Below are 19,618 nucleotides of genomic sequence, written 5' to 3'. Positions count from 1 at the left end.
CCCCGGCTTCGGCGCCGGCAAGGCCGCCGCCGACCGCGCCGCCGGGGGTGCGGCTCCCGCCGGTCCCCAGGCCGTCGCCCCCGCCGTACCCCCGCAGTCCGGCGGGCCGCAGTCCGCCGCCCCGATGGCCGCCGGATCCGGCGGAGGGCAGTCCTCCTGGGCGCAGCAGGTGCATCAGCTGGCGGGTGACCAGCAGGTCGCCCCCTGGAAGCCGCCGGTGGAGGACCCCTTCCAGGCGGTCGCCCGGCGGCAGGCGTCGGCCCGCCCCGCCGGACTCGGCAAGCGGTTCGCCGCCCGGCTCGTCGACAGCCTGGTCGTCGGCGCGGTGACCGCCGCGGCCGCCGTACCGTTCGGCACCCAGGCGGCCGACCACGTACAGGACAAGATCGACGCGGCCAAGCTCTCCGGCCGTACCGAGACCGTCTGGCTGCTCGACGGCACGACCGGCCTCTACCTCGGGATCGTGCTCGCCGTCCTGCTCGTCGTCGGCGTCCTCTACGAGGTGCTGCCCACCGCCAGGTGGGGCCGCACGCTCGGCAAGAAGCTGTTCGGCCTGGAGGTACGGGACATCGAGGGCCACGAGCCCCCGTCCTTCGGCGTCGCGCTGCGCCGCTGGCTGGTGTACACCGTGCCCGGACTGCTCGGCATCGGGATCGTCGGCGTCGCCTGGTGCCTGTTCGACCGGCCCTGGCGCCAGTGCTGGCACGACAAGGCGGCGCACACCTTCGTCGCCGGCTGACGGTGCGTCGTACCCCGTACGGCCGCTCGGAGGGTGCGGACCCGGCGGCTTCGCGGTCCACTCGGGCCATGAGCACCGAACCGCCCCCGGGCTCCGGACAGCCGCCGGAGGACGACCCGTTCAAGAAGCAGCCCCCGTCCGGTGAGCCGGGCGCGGGCCAGGGGCCGGGCTCGCCGTACGACACCCCGTACGGCGGCGCGCAGCCCCCGCCGCCCTCCTACGGCGGCGGTCCCTACGGAACGGGCGGTGGCGGCCCCTACGACGGCGGAGGCGGCGGTCCGTACGGCGGAGGCGCCGGCGGCTATCCCGCCGATCCGCTCGCCGGGATGCCGCCGCTCGCCGACAGCGGCAGGCGCACCCTCGCCCGGATCATCGACATGGTCCTGGTGCTCATCGTGGTCTGGCTGCTCACCTGGGCCTTCGGGGTGCGCGAGTACGAGGTCGACGGCGACAAGATGGAGGTCGGCAAGTCCTTCGCTCAGTCGCTGGTCGCCGCCGTGCTGTTCGTCGGGTACGACACCCTGCTGACCGCCAAGTCCGGGCAGACCCTCGGCAAGAAGTGGCTCGGCATGCGGGTCGCCGACCTGAACAACGGTTCCACGCCCTCCGCCCAGACCTCGCTGGTGCGCGCCCTGGTGCTGTGGCTGCCGTTCGCCTTCTGCTGCGCCTGTGTGTGGACGATCATCTGCGGTGGCTGGAGCTACTTCGACAAGCCGTACAAGCAGGGGCTGCACGACAAGGCCGCGAAGACGGTCGTGGTCAGCACGAGGAACTGATACCGGGGGCGCACAAGCAGTCGGCGGGTCCGTCAGTCTCGCGGACCCGCCGACTTCTCGTGTGTGCGTGCGTCAGGGCGCGGTCGGCTCCCGGACGGGCTCGGCCGTGGCGGCGGCCACGGTCTCCCGGTGCACGGGGATCCGCACCTCGGGCATTGCGGTCGGGGCGGGCTCGGACTGTGCGACCGTGCGCGGCCCGGGGAGCGGAACCGTCATGGCGACCAGCAGTCCCAGACCGAGCGCGGCGAGCGCGATGACCGCGATCCCGATGCCCGAACTCGTCTGTGACAGCAGCAGCATGGCGAGCGTCGAGCAGATCACGGTGCACGAACCGTAGACGAGCTGTGCCGGGGTCGGACGAGGCATGGCAATCGTGTCCTCGGAAGATGTGGGGGTGAGACGGGGAGCCGGCCTTGCTTTCCACCGGCTTCCGGGCGTTCCACCGTTCGACTCTATTCGCGTGCATGCCCGAGCGGAACCGCCGGTAAGCGTGACCTAACCCACGGTACCGGTGCACAGGGGGCGCACGGTCGCATGGCATACGGCAACCGGAGGCATATGCGCGCCGGTTGAGCGAGGTCCGTCAGGGCCTGCTTCTATCACGCTGTCCGTAAAGCGAACTTCCTCTCCGCATAGTGCAGTTGAACTGTCCAAGTCAAGGTCTGTCTTTTCTCGTAAACCAGTAGTCAAATGACGTCACTTGAATCGACGCGTTGATCGTGCGCGCACGGATCCCTCCATGCATCCGGACCCCCCTTCCGTGCGCGCGGCGCAGGGGAGGAACTCAAGTGACCACTAGATCCTGGACGTTGAGAGCGCTTGCCGTCGGGGTGACCCTCGCGACGGCATCCGCGGGCTTCACCACCTTCGCGACCGCCCAGGCCGCGACGAAGTCGGCCGGCGCCACCGTCGACCGGAAGGACCCGTCGACCAAGCAGGACGAGCACGACCTCGACGGCCCCCTGAGCAAGACCCAGGAAGCCCAGCGGCAGGAGGCCCTCGATCAGGTCATATCCGGCAAGGCCCAGGTCAAGGACCGGGACGGCTCCAAGGTCGTCCAGCTCGACAGCAAGAAGGGCGACAGCAAGTACGTCGAACTCGGCCGGGAGAAGACCGACAAGATCTTCACGATCCTGGTGGAGTTCGGCGACCAGACGGACCCCCGCTACGGCGGCACCGTCGGCCCGCTGCACAACCAGATAGCCGAGCCGGACCGCGCCAAGGACAACTCCACGGCCTGGCAGGCGGACTACAACCAGGCCCACTTCCAGGACCTCTACTTCGGCACCGGCCAGGACACCGAGTCGCTGAAGAAGTACTACGAGAAGCAGTCCTCGGGCCGCTACTCGGTCGAGGGCGAGGTCACCGACTGGGTCAAGGTCCCCTACAACGAGGCCCGTTACGGCAACAACGCCTGCGGCTCCACCACCTGCTCCAGCGTCTGGAACCTGGTCCGCGACGGCCTGACGTCCTGGGTCGCCGGCCAGAAGGCGGCCGGCGAGTCCGACGCCGCCATCAAGGCCGACCTCGCCCAGTACGACCAGTGGGACCGTTACGACTACGACGGCGACGGCGACTTCAACGAGCCCGACGGCTACGTCGACCACTTCCAGATCGTGCACGCCGGCGAGGACGAGTCCGCGGGCGGCGGCGCCCAGGGCACCGACGCCATCTGGGCGCACCGCTGGTACGCCTTCGGCACCGACGCCGGCGCCACCGGCCCCACGGGCAACAAGCTCGGCGGCACCCAGGTCGGCGACACCGGCATCTGGGTCGGCGACTACACCATGCAGCCGGAGAACGGCGGCCTCGGCGTCTACGCCCACGAGTACGGCCACGACCTCGGCCTGCCGGACGAGTACGACACCAACGGCGGCGAGAACTCCACCGGTTTCTGGACCCTGATGTCCTCCGGCTCCTGGCTGGGCACCGGCAAGGAAGCCATCGGCGACCTCCCCGGCGACATGAACGCCTGGGACAAGCTCCAGCTCGGCTGGCTCAACTACGACGTGGCCAAGGCCGGCGCGAAGTCCTCGCACAAGCTGGGCGTCGCCGAGTACAACACCGCGGACAAGCAGGCCCTGGTGGTCGCGCTGCCCGACAAGGAGGTCACGACCACCGTCGTCGACCCGGCCGAGGGCTCGACCCAGTGGTGGAGCGGCAGCGGCGACAACCTCAAGAACACGCTGACCCGTGAGGTCGACCTGACCGGCAAGTCCTCGGCGGCACTGGGCCTGGACGGCTGGTACGACATCGAGTCCGGTTACGACTACCTCTACGCCGAGGTCTCCACCGACGGCGGCGCCAACTGGACCGCCCTGGACGGCACGGTCAACGGCGAGGCCCTCCCGCGTGACGGCAGCGACAAGCCGGCGCTCACCGGTTCGGTGGACGCGTACACCAAGCTGTCGTACCCGCTGGACGCCTACGCGGGCCAGAAGGTCCAGATGCGCTTCCGCTACCAGACCGACGGCGGGGTCGCCCTCAAGGGCTTCGCGGCCGACGAGATCACGGTGACGGCCGACGGCTCGGCCCTCTTCTCCGACAACGCCGAGTCGGCGGACCCGGCTTGGACCGCGTCCGGCTTCTCCCGTATCGGCGCGTCCTTCACCAAGGACTACGCGCAGTACTACATCGCGGAGAACCGCCAGTACGTGTCGTACGACAAGACCCTCAAGGTCGGCCCGTACAACTTCGGCTTCTCCACGACCCGTCCGGACTGGGTGGAGCACTACCCGTACCAGAACGGCCTGTTGATCTGGAAGTGGGACCTCTCCGAGGCGGACGACAACACCAGCGTCCACCCGGGCACCGGTCTGATCCTCCCGGTCGACTCGCACCCGACGCCGCTGAAGTGGTCCGACGGCACGCTGATGCGCAACCGCATCCAGGCCTACGACTCGCCGTTCAGCCTCTACGCGTCGGACGGCATCACGCTCCACAAGGCGGACGTGGCGACCAGGATCAAGCAGTCGTCCGGGGTGTCGGTCTTCAACGACCACAAGAGCACCTACTACGACGCCTCGAACCCGGCCGCCGGTGTCAAGATCACTGACACCAACACGAAGATCAACATTGTCACGGAGGCCCGAGACGGCTCGACGATCTCCCTCCAGGTCGGCCCTGCGGTGAAGTAACACGCATCTTTGCAGGTCAGAGACGTATCGGCGGCGACCCCCTGGCGGGTCGCCGCCGATCGTGTTTAGGTGCGTCCTGTGGCTTTCTTATTGACACCGACTCGTACGGGGGTATGACCGCATGGCTGCAGGAGGGTTCTGCAAGCTGCCGAACGGCAGCGTGGTGGTGGCACTGAACCTGCCCAGCCCCGCCCCTGCCGGGGGCACCGCCGGGGTGCGGGTACTGGTCCTCGCCCAGAACCGCGCCCGCGCCCTGACCAGGCTCCGCAACCTGGGCATGCGAGCGATCTACCTGCGGGGCAACGCCGCCCCGCCGACCCCGGACGAGATCACCGCCGTCCTCCACCACCCCGACGGCCTGATATGGCGAACGGCCCCTGACAACGGTGTCACGGTGACGGAGCTGTGGCATCCGATCCGGGCCCTGCTGCGCCGGCCCGCCGCGCAGGCCTGACGCCCCCACCCTCGGAGTCTCAGACGACGGGCTTCCCGGTCAGCTCCACGCCTGCCTCGCGCAGCTCCTGGAGCGCCGCGGTGGTGGTCTCCTCGGCGACCCCGGCGGTCAGGTCGAGCAGCACGTGCGTGCGGAAGCCCTCCTTCGCGGCGTCCAGCGCGGTGGCCCGCACACAGTGGTCCGTGGCGATCCCGACGACGTCCACCTCGGTGATCTCCCGGGCGCGCAGCCAGTCGGCCAGCGGGACCCCGTTCTCGTCCGTGCCCTCGAAGCCGCTGTAGGCCGCCGAGTACGAGCCCTTGCTGAACACCGCGTCCACCGCGCCGGAGGCGACCGCCGGGGCGAAGTTCGGATGGAAGCCGACGCCCTCCGTGCCGGCCACACAGTGCGCCGGCCAGCTGTGCACGTAGTCGGGGTTGTCCGCGAAGTGGCCGCCCGGCGCGATGTGGTGGTCGCGGGTCGCCACCACATGGCGGTAGCCGGCGGGCGCCTGCCCGATCAGCTCTGTGACCGCGGCGGCCACGTCGGCGCCGCCCGCCACCGCGAGGCTGCCCCCCTCACAGAAGTCGTTCTGCACATCAACGACGATCAAGGCGCGGCGCATGGTCGGTGTCCTTCGCAGTCGGGGTCGGGTCTGTCGAGGGGGGAGACGCAGAAAAATGGGGTGCGGGCCCGGCCTGAACCTCCGAGCGTAGAGACTTACGGGGGCGTAGGGGAGGGGGCTTCGCGGGGCGCGTACGCGGGCACCCGCTCTAGCTACCCGAGCGCCCCTGGACGTACTCCGTCGGAATGACCGCTTCACCACGGGAGAGCTGGGTCGCGGAGAGGGGCAGATTGGCCTTGGCCGCCCTATGGCGTGCGCGGGGCGCATCCAGGGGCTCGCGGGCGACCACCTGGCCGGACTTCACCAGTTCGACCAGCAGCTGCTGGCCGACCAGGGCGGCCGGTACCTCCCCGGTGCCGATGACCTCGGCCTCCGCCACCCCGTCGGCGTCCAGGCGGCGCGCCGCCCACTTGCGGCCGCCGATGGACGTCTTGCCCCCGGACGACTTCTTGGCGACCGGCACCAGCGGCGCCTTCGGGTCGGCGGACTCGGCGCGGGCGACCAGCTTGTAGACCATGGAGCAGGTGGGGTGCCCGGAACCGGTCACCAGCTGGGTGCCGACGCCGTACGCGTCCACGGGCGCCGCCGCCAGCGAGGCGATGGCGTACTCGTCGAGGTCGGAGGTGACGGTGATCCTCGTGTCGACGGCGCCCAGCTCGTCCAGCTGCTGCCGGACCCGGTGGGCGACCAGCAGCAGGTCGCCGGAGTCGATGCGGACGGCGCCCAGCTCGGGTCCGGCCACCTCGACGGCCGTACGGACCGCCTCGGCCACGTCGTAGGTGTCGACCAGCAGGGTGGTCCCCCGGCCGAGCGAGTCGACCTGGGCCCGGAAGGCGTCGCGCTCGTGGTCGTGGAGCAGGGTGAAGGCGTGGGCGGAGGTGCCCACCGTCGGGATGCCGTAGCGGAAGCCGGCCGCCAGGTCGGAGGTGGTCGCGAAACCGCCCACGTAGGCGGCGCGGGAGGCGGCCACGGCGGCCAGCTCGTGGGTACGGCGGGCACCCATCTCGATCAGCGGGCGGCCGCCCGCGGCCGAGGCCATCCGGGAGGCGGCGGCCGCGATCGCCGAGTCGTGGTTGAGGATGGAGAGGATCACGGTCTCCAGGAGCACGCACTCGGCGAAGGAGCCCTCCACCCGCACGATCGGCGAGCCGGGGAAGTAGACCTCGCCCTCGGGGTAGCCCCAGATGTCCCCGCTGAAGCGGTAGCCGGCGAGCCAGCGCAGGGTGGGCTCGTCGACGATCTTCCGCTCGGCCAGGAAGCCGAGGACGTCCGGGTCGAACCGGAAGTTCTCCACGGCGTCCAGGACACGCCCGGTGCCCGCCACGACGCCGTACCGGCGCCCCTCCGGCAGCCGCCGGGTGAAGACCTCGAAGACGCTGCGCCGCTCGGCCGTACCGGCCTTGAGTGCGGCCTGCAGCATCGTCAGCTCGTACTGGTCCGTGAAGAGCGCCGTCGACGGAACATCCACCGGCAGCCCAAGGTCCGCTGTGTTCATGACTGAAGATGCTACCCCCATCTCGTCAGTGTGACGATTTGTGGGGCGCGTGGCAGCATGGGCCATGTGACGTCACCCGCTCCCGTAGAGATCGAACGCACCGAGTCGGCGGAGGAGGTCTTCGCCGTACCCGAGCCCGACGTCCCCTGGGTGACGATCGTGCACAACGACCCCGTCAACCTCATGAGCTATGTGACGTACGTCTTCCAGACGTACTTCGGCTATCCCAAGGACAAGGCCACCAAGCTCATGCTGGACGTCCATCACAAGGGCCGGGCGGTCGTCTCCAGCGGCAGCCGCGAGGAGATGGAGCGCGACGTACAGGCGATGCACGGCTACGGCCTGTGGGCCACCCTCCAGCAGGACCGGAAATGACCCCCCGCCGGCCGGACCGGACGTAGCCAGACTCCTCGACCAGCACCGGAAGCAGCGAACCCTCTCCATGCCAGGAATCTTCGAACCGCTCCCCGGCGGCGGCGCGGCCGTCGCGCTCGACGACGTCGAGATCTCCATCATCCGGACGCTGGCCGTCCAGCTCCTGGAGCTCATCGGCCCCGGCCCCGCCGAGGACGCCCCCGACGACCCGCTCGCCGAGCTGTTCGCCGAGGGCCCGAGCGAGGCGCCCACCGACCCGGTGCTGCGCCGGCTCTTCCCGGACGCCTACGGCGACCCGGAGCGGCTGCCCGACTCCTCGCGGGAGGCCGAGGAGCAGCAGGCCCACTCGGCCGAGTTCCGCCGCTACACCGAGAACGACCTCAGGGCCGGCAAGCGGGAGAGCGCCCTCGCGGTGATCCGCTCCCTGGACGCGCTGGCCCCGGTGGGGGAGGGCGGCGCGGTCCTCAAGCTGGCGCCCGAGGAGTCCCGGCAGTGGCTCGGCGCCCTCAACGACCTGCGCCTGGCCATCGGCTCCCGCCTCGACATCACCGACGAGGACGACACCGACCTGCTCTACCGGCTCCCCGACGAGGACGCGCGCAAGCCGATGGTGATGGCCTATCTGTGGCTCGGCGGCCTCCAGGAGACCCTGGTCGCCACCCTTATGCCGTAATCCGTCCCGATTTCGCGTTCGCTCAGAGGACGCTCAAATCCGGATAACGATCCAGTCACCGTTGCGGCCTGGTATGTCTTTTTCGGCCGTGCTTTGTCCGGTTCTTCCAGTGGTGTGCGCCACAATCCCTCTCGGCGGAGCCCGGTGATCAATATTGCGGCCGTGATAAATCTTCACGACCGCCCGGCGACACCACCCATGTGTCCGTCCGGGTGCGCCACCGAGCCGACCATCGTCGGCCAGGCACCACTCCAGCAATCCGGGGGGATCGAAACCCGATCCGCGGCCGACCAGAGGCCCGGGTCGGCATGGAGAAAGGCGCACACCACACATGACCTCCGCTCAGGTCGACACGTCGGAGCAGTCCTCCGAAGCCTCGGAAGAGGGGTACGAGCGCGGACTCGGCAGCCGCCAGGTCCAGATGATCGCCATCGGCGGCGCCATCGGCGTCGGCCTCTTCCTGGGTGCCGGGGCGAACATCGCCAAGGCCGGGCCCAGCCTCATCCTCATGTACGCCCTCGCGGGCGGCATCATCTTCTTCATCATGCGGGCGCTCGGAGAGCTGCTCCTGTACCGCCCGGTCTCCGGCTCCTTCGCCGAGTACTCCCGGGAGTTCCTCGGCCCGTTCTTCGGCTACTTCACCGGCTGGACGTACTGGCTGATGTGGGTCGTCACCGGTATGGCCGAACTGACGGCCGCCGCGATCTACGTCAACTACTGGTTCCCGTCCGTCCCCCAGTGGGTGACCGCGCTGGTCTTCCTGGTGATCCTCTTCGGGGTCAACCTGATCTCCGTGAAGGTCTTCGGAGAGCTGGAGTTCTGGTTCTCCATGGTCAAGGTCACCGCCCTGATCGGCATGATCGTGATCGGCCTCGGCGTGCTGACCTTCGGCTTCAGCGCCGCCGGCGACACGGCCTCGGTCGCGAACCTCTACCAGTTCGACGGCTTCTTCCCCAAGGGCGTCGGCTCCTCCCTGATGACCCTCCAGGGCGTCATGTTCGCCTACCTCGCGGTCGAGCTGGTCGGCGTCACCGCCGGCGAGTCCGAGAACCCAGAGAAGACCCTCCCCAAGGCGATCAACACGCTCCCCTGGCGCATCGCGCTGTTCTACGTCGGCGCGCTCACCGTCATCCTGTGCGTGGTCAAGTGGACCGAGTTCGCCCCGGGCGTCTCCCCGTTCGTCGCGGCCTTCGCGAAGATCGGCATCCCGGCCGGCGCCGGCATCGTCAACTTCGTCGTCCTCACCGCCGCGCTGTCCTCCTGCAACTCCGGCATGTACTCCACGGGCCGGATGCTGCGGAACCTGGCCGACAGCGGCGAGGCCCCGGCCGTGTTCCGCAAGCTGTCCGCGTCGAAGACCCCGGCGCTCGGCGTCGCCGTCTCGGTGGTCTTCATGGGCATCGGCGTGGTCCTCAACTACATCGTCCCGGAGAAGGCGTTCGGCTACGTCACCTCCGTCGCCACCGCGGCCGGCATCTGGACCTGGCTGATGATCCTGATCAGCCACGTCCTCTACCGCCGCGCGGTCGACGCCGGCCGGCTGCCCGCGTCCTCCTTCCCGGCGCCGGGCGGGGCGGTGTGCAGCTGGATCGCCATCGTCTTCCTGCTCTTCGTGACCGGCCTGATCGCGTACGACGGCGACTCCCGGATCTGCCTGTACGTGATGGCCGGCTGGGCCGCCGCGCTCGGCGTCGGCTGGCTGGTCCTCAAGTCCCGCAACCCGGAGATCGCCGAGCGGCGCGAGCAGGAGCCGCTGGAGAAGGTCGGCTGACCCCCCTCACCACCCCCCTCAGGACGTCCCGTCGCAGGGAGCACTCGTGGCGCTCCCTGCGGCAGCCGCTCAGGGCGTCCGGCATATGGGCCGCCCCGTACCACCCTTCGGTACGGGGCGGCCCTCTGCTTATCCTGGCCGACATGCTGACCATCACCCAGGCCCTCGTCGACCAGATCGTCGCCCACGCGCGCAAGGACCACCCCGACGAGGCGTGCGGCGTCATCGCGGGGGCGGCGGGCTCGGACCGGCCCGAGCGGTTCATCCCGATGCTGAACGCGGCGATGTCCCCGACGTTCTACGAGTTCGACTCCGGCGACCTCCTCAGGCTCTACCGCGAGATGGACGACCGTGACGAGGAGCCGGTGGTCATCTACCACTCCCACACGGCGACGGAGGCGTACCCGTCCCGGACGGACATCAGCTACGCGAACGAGCCCGGCGCCCACTACGTCCTGGTCTCGACGGCCGACACGGACGGCGGCGGCGACTTCCAGTTCCGCTCCTTCCGCATCGCGGAGGGCGAGATCACGGAGGAGGACATCAACATCGTCGAGACGTACTGACCCGTCTACGCCGCTCACACAGACTTCTCCGCCGCGACGGCGCTCGGCCGCGACGGCGGATTTCGGCGGTGCCGGAGCGGGCGGTGGGCACCCGCGGGCCGGTGGGGGCTGGTCGCGCAGTTCCCCGCGCCCCTGGGTTGGCTGCCCAGGCCGGGGCTGGACGGCTGCCGTTCGTTGCGGGCGATACAGCCCCGCGCACCTTCGTCTCAAAGTGCGGTCAGAATCGGTCCATCATTCGGGATCACACTCCGGAACCCGCACTGGGAATCGATACGATGACCCCATGGTTTCCTACGACGTGGGCGAGAAGGCGGCGGGCACCCTGCTCGTGGCGCGGCTGCACGTCGACCTGTGCAGGCTGAACAGCGCCATCTGTTGACGTTTCCCTGCCGCCGTACGGCCATGAGCCGCGGCGTGCTGCTGTGCGCGCCCAACCACCCAGACTTTCCGACAGGAGCCCGCAACCATGGCCATCGAGGTCCGCATCCCGACCATCCTCCGCCAGTACACCGACGGTCAGAAGGCGGTGGAGGGCAGCGGTGACACCATCGCCGACCTCTTCAACGACCTCGAGACCCGGCACGCCGGCATCCACGCCCGCATCGTGGACGACGGCAAGCTGCGCCGCTTCGTCAACGTGTACCTGAACGACGAGGACGTCCGCTTCGTCGACGGCATCAACACCAAGCTCACCGACGGCGACACCGTGACGATCCTGCCGGCCGTCGCCGGCGGCATGGCCTGAGATCGGCATGCGCTACGACTCCCCGTTGGCCGCGGTCGGCAACACCCCCCTGGTGCGCCTGCCGCGGCTCTCGCCGTCCGCCGACGTCCGGATCTGGGCCAAGCTGGAGGACCGCAACCCGACCGGCTCGGTCAAGGACCGTCCCGCCCTGCACATGATCGAGCAGGCCGAGAAGGACGGCCGGCTCACCCCCGGCTGCACCATCCTGGAGCCGACCTCGGGCAACACCGGCATCTCCCTCGCCATGGCGGCGAAGCTCAAGGGCTACCGCATGGTGTGCGTGATGCCCGAGAACACCTCGCAGGAGCGCCGGGACCTGCTGGGCATGTGGGGCGCGGAGATCATCTCCAGCCCGGCCGCCGGCGGGTCCAACACCGCCGTGCGGGTGGCCAAGGAGATCGCCGCCGAGCACCCGGACTGGGTGATGCTCTACCAGTACGGCAACCCGGACAACGCGGGCGCGCACTACGCGACGACCGGTCCGGAGATCCTCGCCGACCTCCCCTCCGTCACGCACTTCGTGGCCGGGCTCGGCACCACCGGCACCCTCATGGGCGTCGGCCGGTATCTGCGCGAGCAGAAGCCGGACGTGAAGATCGTCGCCGCCGAACCCCGGTACGACGACCTCGTGTACGGGCTGAGGAACCTCGACGAGGGCTTCGTACCCGAGCTGTACGACGCCTCCGTGCTCACCACCCGCTACTCGGTGGGCTCGGCGGACGCCGTGACCCGGACCCGGGAACTCCTCCAGCAGGAGGGCATCTTCGCGGGCGTCTCCACCGGCGCCGCGCTGCACGCCGCGATCGGCGTCGGCCGGAAGGCCGTACAGGCCGGCGAGAGCGCCGACATCGTGTTCGTCGTCGCCGACGGCGGCTGGAAGTACCTGTCGACCGGGGTCTACACGGCCGCCACCACCGAGGAAGCCATCGAGACCCTCCACGGTCAGCTCTGGGCATAGCGCTCATCATGGACGCGCCAACCCCCTCCTATGAGGGGGCTAAGCGCTGGCCATGCAGGAGCAAAGATCTTTCTTTGGGGGGACCGGGCCCCGCCGAACCCGACTAGCTTCTCCTCCGTCCTGTTCATGCCATGCACCTCGGCATTGCAGGGTGTTCGGAATGTCATGCTCATGACTGCGCGCACTCTGCCGCCGCTACGCGCGTCACGGGCCTGCCTTGTAACCCCACCGATGGAGGCAGTACCCCCATGCGTGAATCACGACGGAGCCTGCGAAGACTCCTGGCCGTCGCCTTCCCCGCCCTAGCCCTCGCCGTCTCCGGATTCGTCGCGGCACCCACCGCCGGGGCCGCCCAGCCCGCGGCCGTGGCACCTCACGCCACCACCAAGGTCACCCAGAACGCCAAGGCCCTCACCGACCCCGCCCGCCAGGCCGTGCACAGCACCGGCAAGGCCGGCCAGAAGGTGCCCACCAAGCACCTGTGCGCCACCGCCAGCAAGGCCGGCCAGGCCTCCTGCTTCGCGCAGCGCCGGACCGACATCAAGCAGCAGCTGGCCTCCGCACTCGCCGCCGCCCCCTCCGGCCTGAGCCCGTCCAACCTGCACAGCGCCTACAACCTGCCCTCAACGGGCGGCTCCGGCCTGACCGTTGCCGTGGTCGACGCCTACAACGACCCCAACGCGGCCTCCGACCTGGCCACTTACCGCTCCCAGTACGGCCTGTCCGCGTGCACCGTCGCCAACGGCTGCTTCAAGCAGGTCAGCCAGACAGGTTCGACGACCTCGCTGCCGTCGAACGACTCCGGCTGGGCCGGTGAGGAAGCGCTCGACATCGACATGGTCAGCGCGGTCTGCCCGAACTGCAACATCATCCTCGTCGAGGCCAACTCCGCCACCGACTCCGACCTCGGCACCGCCGAGAACGAGGCCGTCGCGCTCGGCGCCAAGTTCGTCTCCAACAGCTGGGGCGGCTCCGAGTCCTCCTCCCAGACCAGCGAGGACACCTCCTACTTCAAGCACCCGGGTGTCGCGATCACCGTCTCCGCCGGTGACGAGGACTACGGCGCCGAGTACCCGGCGACCTCCCAGTACGTGACCGCCGTCGGCGGCACCGCGCTCTCCACCTCCTCCAGCACCCGCGGCTGGACCGAGTCGGTGTGGAAGACCAGCTCCTCGGAAGGCACCGGCTCCGGCTGCTCCGCCTACGACGCCAAGCCGAGCTGGCAGACCGACACCGGCTGCACCAAGCGCATGGAGTCCGACGTCTCCGCGGTCGCCGACCCGGCCACCGGCGTGGCGGTCTACGACACCTACGGCGGCTCCGGCTGGGCGGTCTACGGCGGCACCAGCGCCTCGTCGCCGATCATCGCCGGCGTCTACGCCCTCGCGGGCACCCCGGGTTCGAGCGACTACCCGGCGAAGTACCCGTACTCCCACACCGGCAACCTGTACGACGTGACCAGCGGCAACAACGGCTCCTGCTCGACGTCGTACTTCTGCACCGCCGGCACCGGATACGACGGCCCGACCGGCTGGGGCACCCCCAACGGCACCGCCGCCTTCACCTCCGGCACCAGCACCGGCAACACGGTGACCGTCACCAGCCCCGGCAGCCAGTCCACCGTCACCGGCAGCTCGGTCAGCCTGCAGATCTCGGCCTCCGACAGCGCGGGCGCGACCCTCACCTACAGCGCCTCCGGCCTGCCCACCGGCCTGTCCATCTCCAGTTCCACCGGCCTGATCTCCGGTACGGCGTCCACCGCGGGCACCTACAGCACCACCGTCACCGCGACCGACTCCACCGGCGCCTCCGGCTCCGCCTCCTTCACCTGGACCGTCAGCACCAGCGGCGGCGGCACCTGCACCTCCGCCCAGCTGCTCGGCAACCCCGGCTTCGAGTCGGGCAACACCACCTGGACCGCCTCCAGCGGGGTCATCACCAACGACACCGACGAGGCGGCCCACGCCGGCTCCTACAAGGCCTGGCTCGACGGCTACGGCTCCACCCACACCGACACGCTCTCCCAGTCGGTGACCGTCCCGTCCGGCTGCAAGGCGACCTTCACCTTCTACCTGCACGTCGACACCGCCGAGACCACCACCAGCACCCAGTACGACAAGCTGACGGTCACCGCCGGTTCGACCACCCTGGCGACGTACTCGAACCTCAACGCCGCCACCGGCTACACCCAGAAGTCCTTCGACCTGTCGTCGTACGCGGGCTCGACCGTCACCCTGAAGTTCAGCGGTGTCGAGGACTCCTCCCTGCAGACCAGCTTCGTCGTCGACGACACCGCCGTCACGACCGGCTGACCCCGCCCGCCGAGTGACCGGATCCCGCCCCCGGAAGCCGTCCGGGTGCGGGATCCGTACGTCCGGGGGATACGTCACATCGGCACCAAGGGTTCCGATCCCCCACGGAAAGGCGGACACCCCATGCGCCGTACGACGGTCCACCGCGCGTCGCTCGCCGCGGCGACCCTCCTCCTGCTGGCGGGCTGCGGCTCGCAGAGCGGGAGCACCGACAAGGGCAGTGGCGCGGTGTCCCCCTCGCCGTCCCCCTCCAGCTCCGGTGCGAGCCCCGCGACGAGCCCCACCGCGAGCGGCACCTCCGGCGGTTGCACGCCCCTGACCTCCGAACTCACCGCCGCCGACAACCACGACACGGTCTGCGTGGCGGTCGGCGGGCAGCTCCGGCTCACTCTCGACGGCACCAAGGAGCGCCCCTGGAAGGCGGTCACGGTGAGCGGCACCGCGCTGCGGGCCACCAACGCCGGGATCGTGCTCCAGCCCGGGGACGCCTCCGCCGCCTACACCGCCGTGGCCGCCGGCACCGTCACCCTCACCTCGTCCCGCCCGCTGTGCGCCGAGCCCACCGCGCCCGGCGAGGTCTCCTGCAAGGGCATCCAGGAATGGCAGGTCACCGTGAGGGTGAAGTGACCCTCAGGGGGCCAGGTGCCGCACCTGGTCCCACAGCACCGGGTCGACCACGCCCACCCGGCGCCGGAACTCCCACAGCGAGACCTCGCGCAGCTCGTCCGTCTCCAGGAAGCTCGGCCGGCCCTGGGCGTCCCCGACCGAGCCCGGCGGCAGCGGGATCACCCCGGCCCGCTCGTCGTGGTACTTGCTGGTGATCTTGGCGATGGTCGCCTGGTTGCCGCGCACCGCCAGCACCAGACAGGGCCGGTCCTTGGCGCCCGGGCCGTCCTCGTAGGGCACGCTGGCCCACCAGATGTCCCCCGGATGGGGCCGGGCCGCCGGCACGCGCGTGCCGCGCGGATACCCCGGCGGGCGGGTGCGGTGCCCGCGCGGACGGTGCCCCCGGCCCCATCCGTCCACGAGCGTGGCGACCAGCGCCAGCAGGACGACTGCCGCGAGCGCGAGCCACCATGACGTGTCCATACGACGACGTTACCGGCGCGGGATAATCGACGCGCGCCCTTGCGCGATCCTTACGCGCCCCTGGTCCAGCCGAACCGGTGACACCACAGGTGAGTTCGCCCACAACGGCCCCTGGCGGAGGAGCGACCGGCCCTTTTGCGCCTTACGCTCGACAAACCGCACGACCCCGCTCACCTCTCTGTTCTCCGACTCCAGTTCCCGGTTGTTCCGGGTGTTCCGCCAACGGAGGTTTCTGCTTCATGAAGCTCACCGTCGTCGGCTGCTCGGGGTCGTTCCCGTCCGCGGAATCGGCCTGTTCGAGCTACCTCGTAGAGGCCGACGGCTTCCGGCTGCTCCTCGACATGGGCAACGGCGCCCTCGGCGAGCTGCAGCGCCACTGCGGTCTCTACGACCTCGACGCGATCTTCCTGAGCCATCTGCACGCCGACCACTGCATCGACATGTGCGCCTACTTCGTGGCGCGCTACTACCGCCACGACGGCGGCCCGTGCCCCCCGATCCCCGTCTTCGGCCCCGAGGGCACCGAGCACCGCCTCACCACGGCCTACGCCGACACCCCCACCGCCTCGTCGATGAGCGAGGTCTTCGACTTCCACACGGTCAAGCCGTCCACGTTCGACCTCGGCCCCTTCACGGTCCACACCGAGCGGGTCCGCCACCCCGTGGAGGCCTACGGCATCCGCGTCGAACACGCCGGCAGGTCCCTGACGTACTCGGGCGACACGGGCGTCACGGACGCGCTCGACTCGCTGGCCCGGGACACCGACCTGTTCCTGTGCGAGGCGGCCTTCACGCACGGCAAGGAGAACATCCCGGACCTGCACCTCAACGGCCGCGAGGCCGGTGAGACCGCCGCCCGCGCCGGCGCCCGCCGACTGCTCCTCACCCACATCCCCCCGTGGACCGACCCCGCCGTCAACCTCGCCGACGCCCGCGAGGTCTTCGACGGCCCGGTGGACCTGGCGGCGCCCAGGGTGACGTACGAGATCTGACCGGCGCACCACGACCGGGTCCGGGTACGACAAAGGCCCCCGCAGCCGCCGGGCTGCAGGGGCCTCGTCATGCCGTGGCCGGACTCACGCCTTCGTGAGGTCCTCGATCTCCTCCTCGGGCTCGCGGCCCGGGGTGGGGAGGTTGAACCTGACGATGGCGAAGCGGAAGACGAAGTAGTAGATCGCTCCGAACGCCAGGCCGATCGGAATGATCAGCCAGGGCTTGGTCGCCAGGTTCCAGTTGAGCGCGTAGTCGATCACGCCCGCGGAGAAGGTGAAGCCCGCATGCACCCCGAGCGCCCAGGTGATCGCCATGGACAGGGCGGTGAGCACCGCGTGGATCACGTACAGCAGCGGGGCGATGAACATGAAGGTGAACTCGATCGGCTCGGTCACACCGGTCACGAACGAGGTCAGCGCCATCGACATCATCATGCCCATCACGGCCGCGCGGCGCTCCGGGCGGGCGGTGTGCGCGATGGCGAGGGCGGCGGCCGGCAGGCCGAACATCATGATGGGGAAGAAGCCGGACATGAACTGACCGGCCGTCGGGTCACCGGCGAAGAAGCGGGTGAGGTCACCGTGGACGATCTGGCCGGACGCGTCCTTGAAGTCGCCGATCTGGAACCAGGAGACGGTGTTCACGAACTGGTGCATGCCGACCGGGATCAGCGCGCGGTTGATCAGACCGAACAGACCGGCACCGAAGGCGCCGAGACCGGTGATCCACTCGCCGAAGTCGGAGATGCCGTTACCGATGGGCTCCCAGATCAGGCCGAAGAAGACACCCATGATCGTGCCGACGAAGGCCATGATGATCGGGACGAGCCGGCGGCCGTTGAAGAAGCCGAGCCAGTCCACCAGCCTGGTCCGGTGGAAGCGCTGCCAGACCACCGCGCTCAGCAGACCCATCACCAGGCCGCCCAGCACACCGGGGTTGTTGTAGGTCGCGGCTATGTCCGCGCCGGCCTGGACCTTCGCCTCGGTGACCGGGAACGCCTTGAGGACGTTGGCGTAGACCAGGAAGCCGACCAGGGCGGCCAGCGCGGTGGAGCCGTCCGACTTCTTGGCGAAGCCGATCGCGACACCGATACAGAACAGCATCGGGAGGTTGTCGAAGATCGCACCACCGGCCGTCGCGAACACCGCGGTGACCTTGTCGGGCAGATGCAGCTTGTCGTGGATGTCCTGCTGACCGAAGCGGAGCAGCAGACCCGCCGCCGGCAGCACGGCGATCGGGAGCTGAAGGCTGCGGCCGACCTTCTGCAGGCCCTGGAACAGACCGGATCCCCACTTCTTTGTGGGAGCCGCCGTCGCGGTGGCGGTTGTCATACTTCCTCCATCGGTGGTGGTCTACACCACTCAGTGGTGTAGACCTGTTGTACACGATGGGGGCGTTATAAGGAACCCGTCAATTCCGCAACCGGAGAACTACGCTTTGTACGCCGTGCGAGGAGCGTCCCCTCAGACCTTGGTGACATCCTCCACTTCGTCCTCCGGCTCCCTTCCCGGCGTCTTCAGATCGAACCTCGTAATCGCGAACCGGAAGACCACGTAGTAGACGGCCGCGAAGCACAACCCGATCGGGATGATGGCCCAAGGCCTCGTCGCCAGCTTCCAGTTGATGACGTAGTCGATGAGCCCCGCCGAGAAACTGAACCCGTCGTGCACCCCCAGCCCCCACGTCACCGCCATCGACACCCCCGTCAGCAGCGCATGCACCGCATACAGCAACGGGGCGATGAACAGGAACGAGTACTCGAGCGGCTCGGTGATCCCCGTGACGAACGACGTCAGCGCCACCGACAGCATCAGACCACCGATCTCCTTGCGCCGGTGCGGCTTCGCACAGTGCGTGATGGCCAGCGCCGCGGCCGGCAACGCGAACATCATGATCGGGAAGAAGCCCGACGTGAACTGACCGGCGTCCGGATCGCCCGCCAGGAACATGTTGATGTCCCCGTGCACCGTCTGACCGTCGGGCGTGGTGTAACTGCCGAACTGGAACCAGATGGGCACGTTCAGGAACTGGTGCAGACCGATCACCAGCAACGCCCGGTTCGCGACCCCGAACACCCCCGCACCCCACGCACCCGCGTCCCGCAACCAGTGGCTGAAACTCTCCAGCCCGCCCCCCACCGGCGGCCACACCCACAGGCACACCACCGCGAAGACGATCGCGACGAACGACATGATGATCGGCACCAGCCGCCGCCCGTTGAAGAAGCCCAGCCAGTCCACCAGCCGCGTGCGATGGAAACGGGCCCAGAAATAGGCCGTCAGCAGCCCCATCGCGATCCCGCCGAACACACCGGGGTTCTGGAACGTGAACGTCGACACCGACCCGTCCCGCACCTGACAGCCGATCCCCGGCAGCGTCCTGGACCCGCCCGGACAGTCCTCCGGGAACTGGTGCAGCACACCGTAATAGACGAGAAAGCCCGCCACCGCCGCCAGCGCCGTCGAACCGTCCGCCTTCCTCGCCATCCCGATCGCAACCCCCACACAGAACAACAGCGGAAGCCCGACCGACCCGTCCAGCAGCGCGCCGCCCGCGCCCTTCATCACCTGCGAGACAGCCGTCCAGCCAAGACCCTGGTCGCCGAACACATCAGGCTGCCCCAGCCGGTTGAGGATCCCCGCCGCCGGCAGCACCGCGATCGGCAGCTGCAGACTCCGGCCCATCTTCTGCAACCCCTGGAAAAGAACGTTCCACCGCTCCCGCGCGGGACCGACCGTGCTGTCGGCGCTCTCGGCACTCATGGGCGCGTCCTCCGGGCCGCTCGGCTCCACCGCAGGGGTTTGGCGACCGCCCGCCCGCTGGTGTAGACCAGTTGACGACGGTTCCGCCGCAGTGCTCGCCATCATTCGGCAGGCGCGGCACGGCCGCTCGAAAAGTTGGGCCAACTGTGGGTTACTGCGACAAAGCGGT

General features: G+C 69.4%; 20 protein-coding genes. 14 read left to right on the top strand and 6 right to left on the bottom strand.

Annotation, left to right across the window (positions count from 1 at the left end; genetic code table 11):
• Both ACFWXC_RS13680 and ACFWXC_RS13675 read left to right on the top strand, forming a co-directional pair.
• Positions 1-739, top strand: a 739-nt coding sequence (locus tag ACFWXC_RS13680) for an RDD family protein (protein ID WP_384477885.1), incomplete at its 5' end; no start/stop codon positions are given.
• Between the two features lie 68 nt (positions 740-807).
• Positions 808-1,515 carry an RDD family protein gene (locus ACFWXC_RS13675; protein ID WP_384477882.1) on the top strand — a complete coding sequence of 236 codons (708 nt, stop codon included), beginning with the start codon at positions 808-810 and terminating at the stop codon, positions 1,513-1,515.
• A gap of 72 nt (positions 1,516-1,587) precedes the next feature.
• Here the strand turns inward: ACFWXC_RS13675 and ACFWXC_RS13670 are convergent, their stop codons facing one another.
• Positions 1,588-1,881, bottom strand: a complete 294-nt coding sequence (locus ACFWXC_RS13670; RefSeq protein WP_384477879.1) for a hypothetical protein — start codon at positions 1,879-1,881, stop codon at positions 1,588-1,590.
• 422 nt (positions 1,882-2,303) lie between these two features.
• Between ACFWXC_RS13670 and ACFWXC_RS13665 the strand changes: the two genes are divergently transcribed.
• Together ACFWXC_RS13665 and ACFWXC_RS13660 are read left to right on the top strand one after the other, a co-directional pair.
• Positions 2,304-4,652 (top strand): immune inhibitor A domain-containing protein, encoded by a 2,349-nt coding sequence (locus ACFWXC_RS13665; protein ID WP_384477876.1) that lies wholly within the window; start codon positions 2,304-2,306, stop codon positions 4,650-4,652.
• Positions 4,653-4,773: 121 nt separating this feature from the next.
• A complete protein-coding gene (locus ACFWXC_RS13660) occupies positions 4,774-5,106 on the top strand; it encodes a hypothetical protein (protein ID WP_384477873.1) in 333 nt (110 codons plus the stop codon).
• A gap of 19 nt (positions 5,107-5,125) precedes the next feature.
• Here the strand turns inward: ACFWXC_RS13660 and ACFWXC_RS13655 are convergent, their stop codons facing one another.
• On the bottom strand, positions 5,126-5,710 hold the full coding sequence (locus ACFWXC_RS13655; protein ID WP_384477870.1) for an isochorismatase family protein: 585 nt from the start codon (positions 5,708-5,710) through the stop codon (positions 5,126-5,128).
• 148 nt (positions 5,711-5,858) lie between these two features.
• Positions 5,859-7,205, bottom strand: a complete 1,347-nt coding sequence (locus tag ACFWXC_RS13650; protein ID WP_384477867.1) for a nicotinate phosphoribosyltransferase — start codon at positions 7,203-7,205, stop codon at positions 5,859-5,861.
• Between the two features lie 57 nt (positions 7,206-7,262).
• On the opposite strand from ACFWXC_RS13650, the gene clpS reads away from it, so the two are divergent.
• From clpS to ACFWXC_RS13605, 9 genes are all read left to right on the top strand, one after another.
• Positions 7,263-7,580, top strand: a complete 318-nt coding sequence (gene clpS / locus ACFWXC_RS13645; protein WP_351701234.1) for an ATP-dependent Clp protease adapter ClpS — start codon at positions 7,263-7,265, stop codon at positions 7,578-7,580.
• A 67-nt stretch (positions 7,581-7,647) separates the two neighbouring features.
• Positions 7,648-8,253: a DUF2017 domain-containing protein gene (locus ACFWXC_RS13640; protein WP_384477864.1), complete on the top strand. Its 606-nt coding sequence runs from the start codon at positions 7,648-7,650 to the stop codon at positions 8,251-8,253.
• Positions 8,254-8,584: 331 nt separating this feature from the next.
• Positions 8,585-10,024: an amino acid permease gene (locus ACFWXC_RS13635; RefSeq protein ID WP_384477861.1), complete on the top strand. Its 1,440-nt coding sequence runs from the start codon at positions 8,585-8,587 to the stop codon at positions 10,022-10,024.
• A gap of 143 nt (positions 10,025-10,167) precedes the next feature.
• Complete coding sequence (locus ACFWXC_RS13630; protein ID WP_384477858.1) at positions 10,168-10,590, top strand: Mov34/MPN/PAD-1 family protein; 423 nt, start codon at positions 10,168-10,170, stop codon at positions 10,588-10,590.
• Positions 10,591-10,873: 283 nt separating this feature from the next.
• The gene (locus tag ACFWXC_RS13625; protein WP_384477855.1) at positions 10,874-10,969 is read left to right on the top strand and encodes a putative leader peptide; all 96 of its coding nucleotides are present in this window, start codon (positions 10,874-10,876) and stop codon (positions 10,967-10,969) included.
• An 87-nt stretch (positions 10,970-11,056) separates the two neighbouring features.
• Positions 11,057-11,335, top strand: coding sequence for a MoaD/ThiS family protein (locus tag ACFWXC_RS13620; RefSeq protein ID WP_089106666.1), 279 nt, complete (start codon positions 11,057-11,059; stop codon positions 11,333-11,335).
• A 7-nt stretch (positions 11,336-11,342) separates the two neighbouring features.
• Positions 11,343-12,293, top strand: a complete 951-nt coding sequence (locus ACFWXC_RS13615; RefSeq protein ID WP_384477852.1) for a PLP-dependent cysteine synthase family protein — start codon at positions 11,343-11,345, stop codon at positions 12,291-12,293.
• A 248-nt stretch (positions 12,294-12,541) separates the two neighbouring features.
• The gene (locus ACFWXC_RS13610) at positions 12,542-14,605 is read left to right on the top strand and encodes a putative Ig domain-containing protein (RefSeq protein ID WP_384477849.1); all 2,064 of its coding nucleotides are present in this window, start codon (positions 12,542-12,544) and stop codon (positions 14,603-14,605) included.
• A gap of 123 nt (positions 14,606-14,728) precedes the next feature.
• Positions 14,729-15,232, top strand: coding sequence for a hypothetical protein (locus ACFWXC_RS13605; protein WP_384477847.1), 504 nt, complete (start codon positions 14,729-14,731; stop codon positions 15,230-15,232).
• Between the two features lie 3 nt (positions 15,233-15,235).
• Here the strand turns inward: ACFWXC_RS13605 and ACFWXC_RS13600 are convergent, their stop codons facing one another.
• A complete protein-coding gene (locus ACFWXC_RS13600; protein WP_384477844.1) occupies positions 15,236-15,694 on the bottom strand; it encodes a type II toxin-antitoxin system PemK/MazF family toxin in 459 nt (152 codons plus the stop codon).
• Between the two features lie 239 nt (positions 15,695-15,933).
• On the opposite strand from ACFWXC_RS13600, the gene ACFWXC_RS13595 reads away from it, so the two are divergent.
• Positions 15,934-16,686, top strand: a complete 753-nt coding sequence (locus ACFWXC_RS13595) for an MBL fold metallo-hydrolase (protein ID WP_384477841.1) — start codon at positions 15,934-15,936, stop codon at positions 16,684-16,686.
• Between the two features lie 84 nt (positions 16,687-16,770).
• Here ACFWXC_RS13595 and ACFWXC_RS13590 read toward each other — a convergent pair whose 3' ends face one another.
• Together ACFWXC_RS13590 and ACFWXC_RS13585 are read right to left on the bottom strand one after the other, a co-directional pair.
• Positions 16,771-18,018, bottom strand: a complete 1,248-nt coding sequence (locus ACFWXC_RS13590) for a PTS transporter subunit EIIC (protein WP_384477839.1) — start codon at positions 18,016-18,018, stop codon at positions 16,771-16,773.
• A gap of 132 nt (positions 18,019-18,150) precedes the next feature.
• On the bottom strand, positions 18,151-19,449 hold the full coding sequence (locus ACFWXC_RS13585; protein WP_384477836.1) for a PTS transporter subunit EIIC: 1,299 nt from the start codon (positions 19,447-19,449) through the stop codon (positions 18,151-18,153).
• Positions 19,450-19,618 lie beyond the last annotated feature (169 nt).

It is taken from the genome of Streptomyces sp. NPDC058683, from assembly GCF_042716195.1.
GTDB lineage: Bacteria > Actinomycetota > Actinomycetes > Streptomycetales > Streptomycetaceae > Streptomyces.
The sequence above is the reverse complement of the archived record's forward strand: the minus strand, read 5'-3'. Positions and strand labels throughout refer to the sequence as shown.

Bases quoted from the DNA above. Each gene is read 5' to 3' on its own strand.
- ACFWXC_RS13675 (WP_384477882.1), top strand. From the start codon at position 808: ATGAGCACCGAACCGCCCCCGGGCTCCGGACAGCCGCCGGAGGACGAC.
- ACFWXC_RS13670 (WP_384477879.1), bottom strand. From the start codon at position 1,881: ATGCCTCGTCCGACCCCGGCACAGCTCGTCTACGGTTCGTGCACCGTG.
- ACFWXC_RS13660 (WP_384477873.1), top strand. From the start codon at position 4,774: ATGGCTGCAGGAGGGTTCTGCAAGCTGCCGAACGGCAGCGTGGTGGTG.
- ACFWXC_RS13655 (WP_384477870.1), bottom strand. From the start codon at position 5,710: ATGCGCCGCGCCTTGATCGTCGTTGATGTGCAGAACGACTTCTGTGAG.
- ACFWXC_RS13650 (WP_384477867.1), bottom strand. From the start codon at position 7,205: ATGAACACAGCGGACCTTGGGCTGCCGGTGGATGTTCCGTCGACGGCG.
- clpS (WP_351701234.1), top strand. From the start codon at position 7,263: ATGGGCCATGTGACGTCACCCGCTCCCGTAGAGATCGAACGCACCGAG.
- ACFWXC_RS13640 (WP_384477864.1), top strand. From the start codon at position 7,648: ATGCCAGGAATCTTCGAACCGCTCCCCGGCGGCGGCGCGGCCGTCGCG.
- ACFWXC_RS13635 (WP_384477861.1), top strand. From the start codon at position 8,585: ATGACCTCCGCTCAGGTCGACACGTCGGAGCAGTCCTCCGAAGCCTCG.
- ACFWXC_RS13630 (WP_384477858.1), top strand. From the start codon at position 10,168: ATGCTGACCATCACCCAGGCCCTCGTCGACCAGATCGTCGCCCACGCG.
- ACFWXC_RS13625 (WP_384477855.1), top strand. From the start codon at position 10,874: ATGGTTTCCTACGACGTGGGCGAGAAGGCGGCGGGCACCCTGCTCGTG.
- ACFWXC_RS13620 (WP_089106666.1), top strand. From the start codon at position 11,057: ATGGCCATCGAGGTCCGCATCCCGACCATCCTCCGCCAGTACACCGAC.
- ACFWXC_RS13615 (WP_384477852.1), top strand. From the start codon at position 11,343: ATGCGCTACGACTCCCCGTTGGCCGCGGTCGGCAACACCCCCCTGGTG.
- ACFWXC_RS13610 (WP_384477849.1), top strand. From the start codon at position 12,542: ATGCGTGAATCACGACGGAGCCTGCGAAGACTCCTGGCCGTCGCCTTC.
- ACFWXC_RS13605 (WP_384477847.1), top strand. From the start codon at position 14,729: ATGCGCCGTACGACGGTCCACCGCGCGTCGCTCGCCGCGGCGACCCTC.
- ACFWXC_RS13600 (WP_384477844.1), bottom strand. From the start codon at position 15,694: ATGGACACGTCATGGTGGCTCGCGCTCGCGGCAGTCGTCCTGCTGGCG.
- ACFWXC_RS13595 (WP_384477841.1), top strand. From the start codon at position 15,934: ATGAAGCTCACCGTCGTCGGCTGCTCGGGGTCGTTCCCGTCCGCGGAA.
- ACFWXC_RS13590 (WP_384477839.1), bottom strand. From the start codon at position 18,018: ATGACAACCGCCACCGCGACGGCGGCTCCCACAAAGAAGTGGGGATCC.
- ACFWXC_RS13585 (WP_384477836.1), bottom strand. From the start codon at position 19,449: ATGAGTGCCGAGAGCGCCGACAGCACGGTCGGTCCCGCGCGGGAGCGG.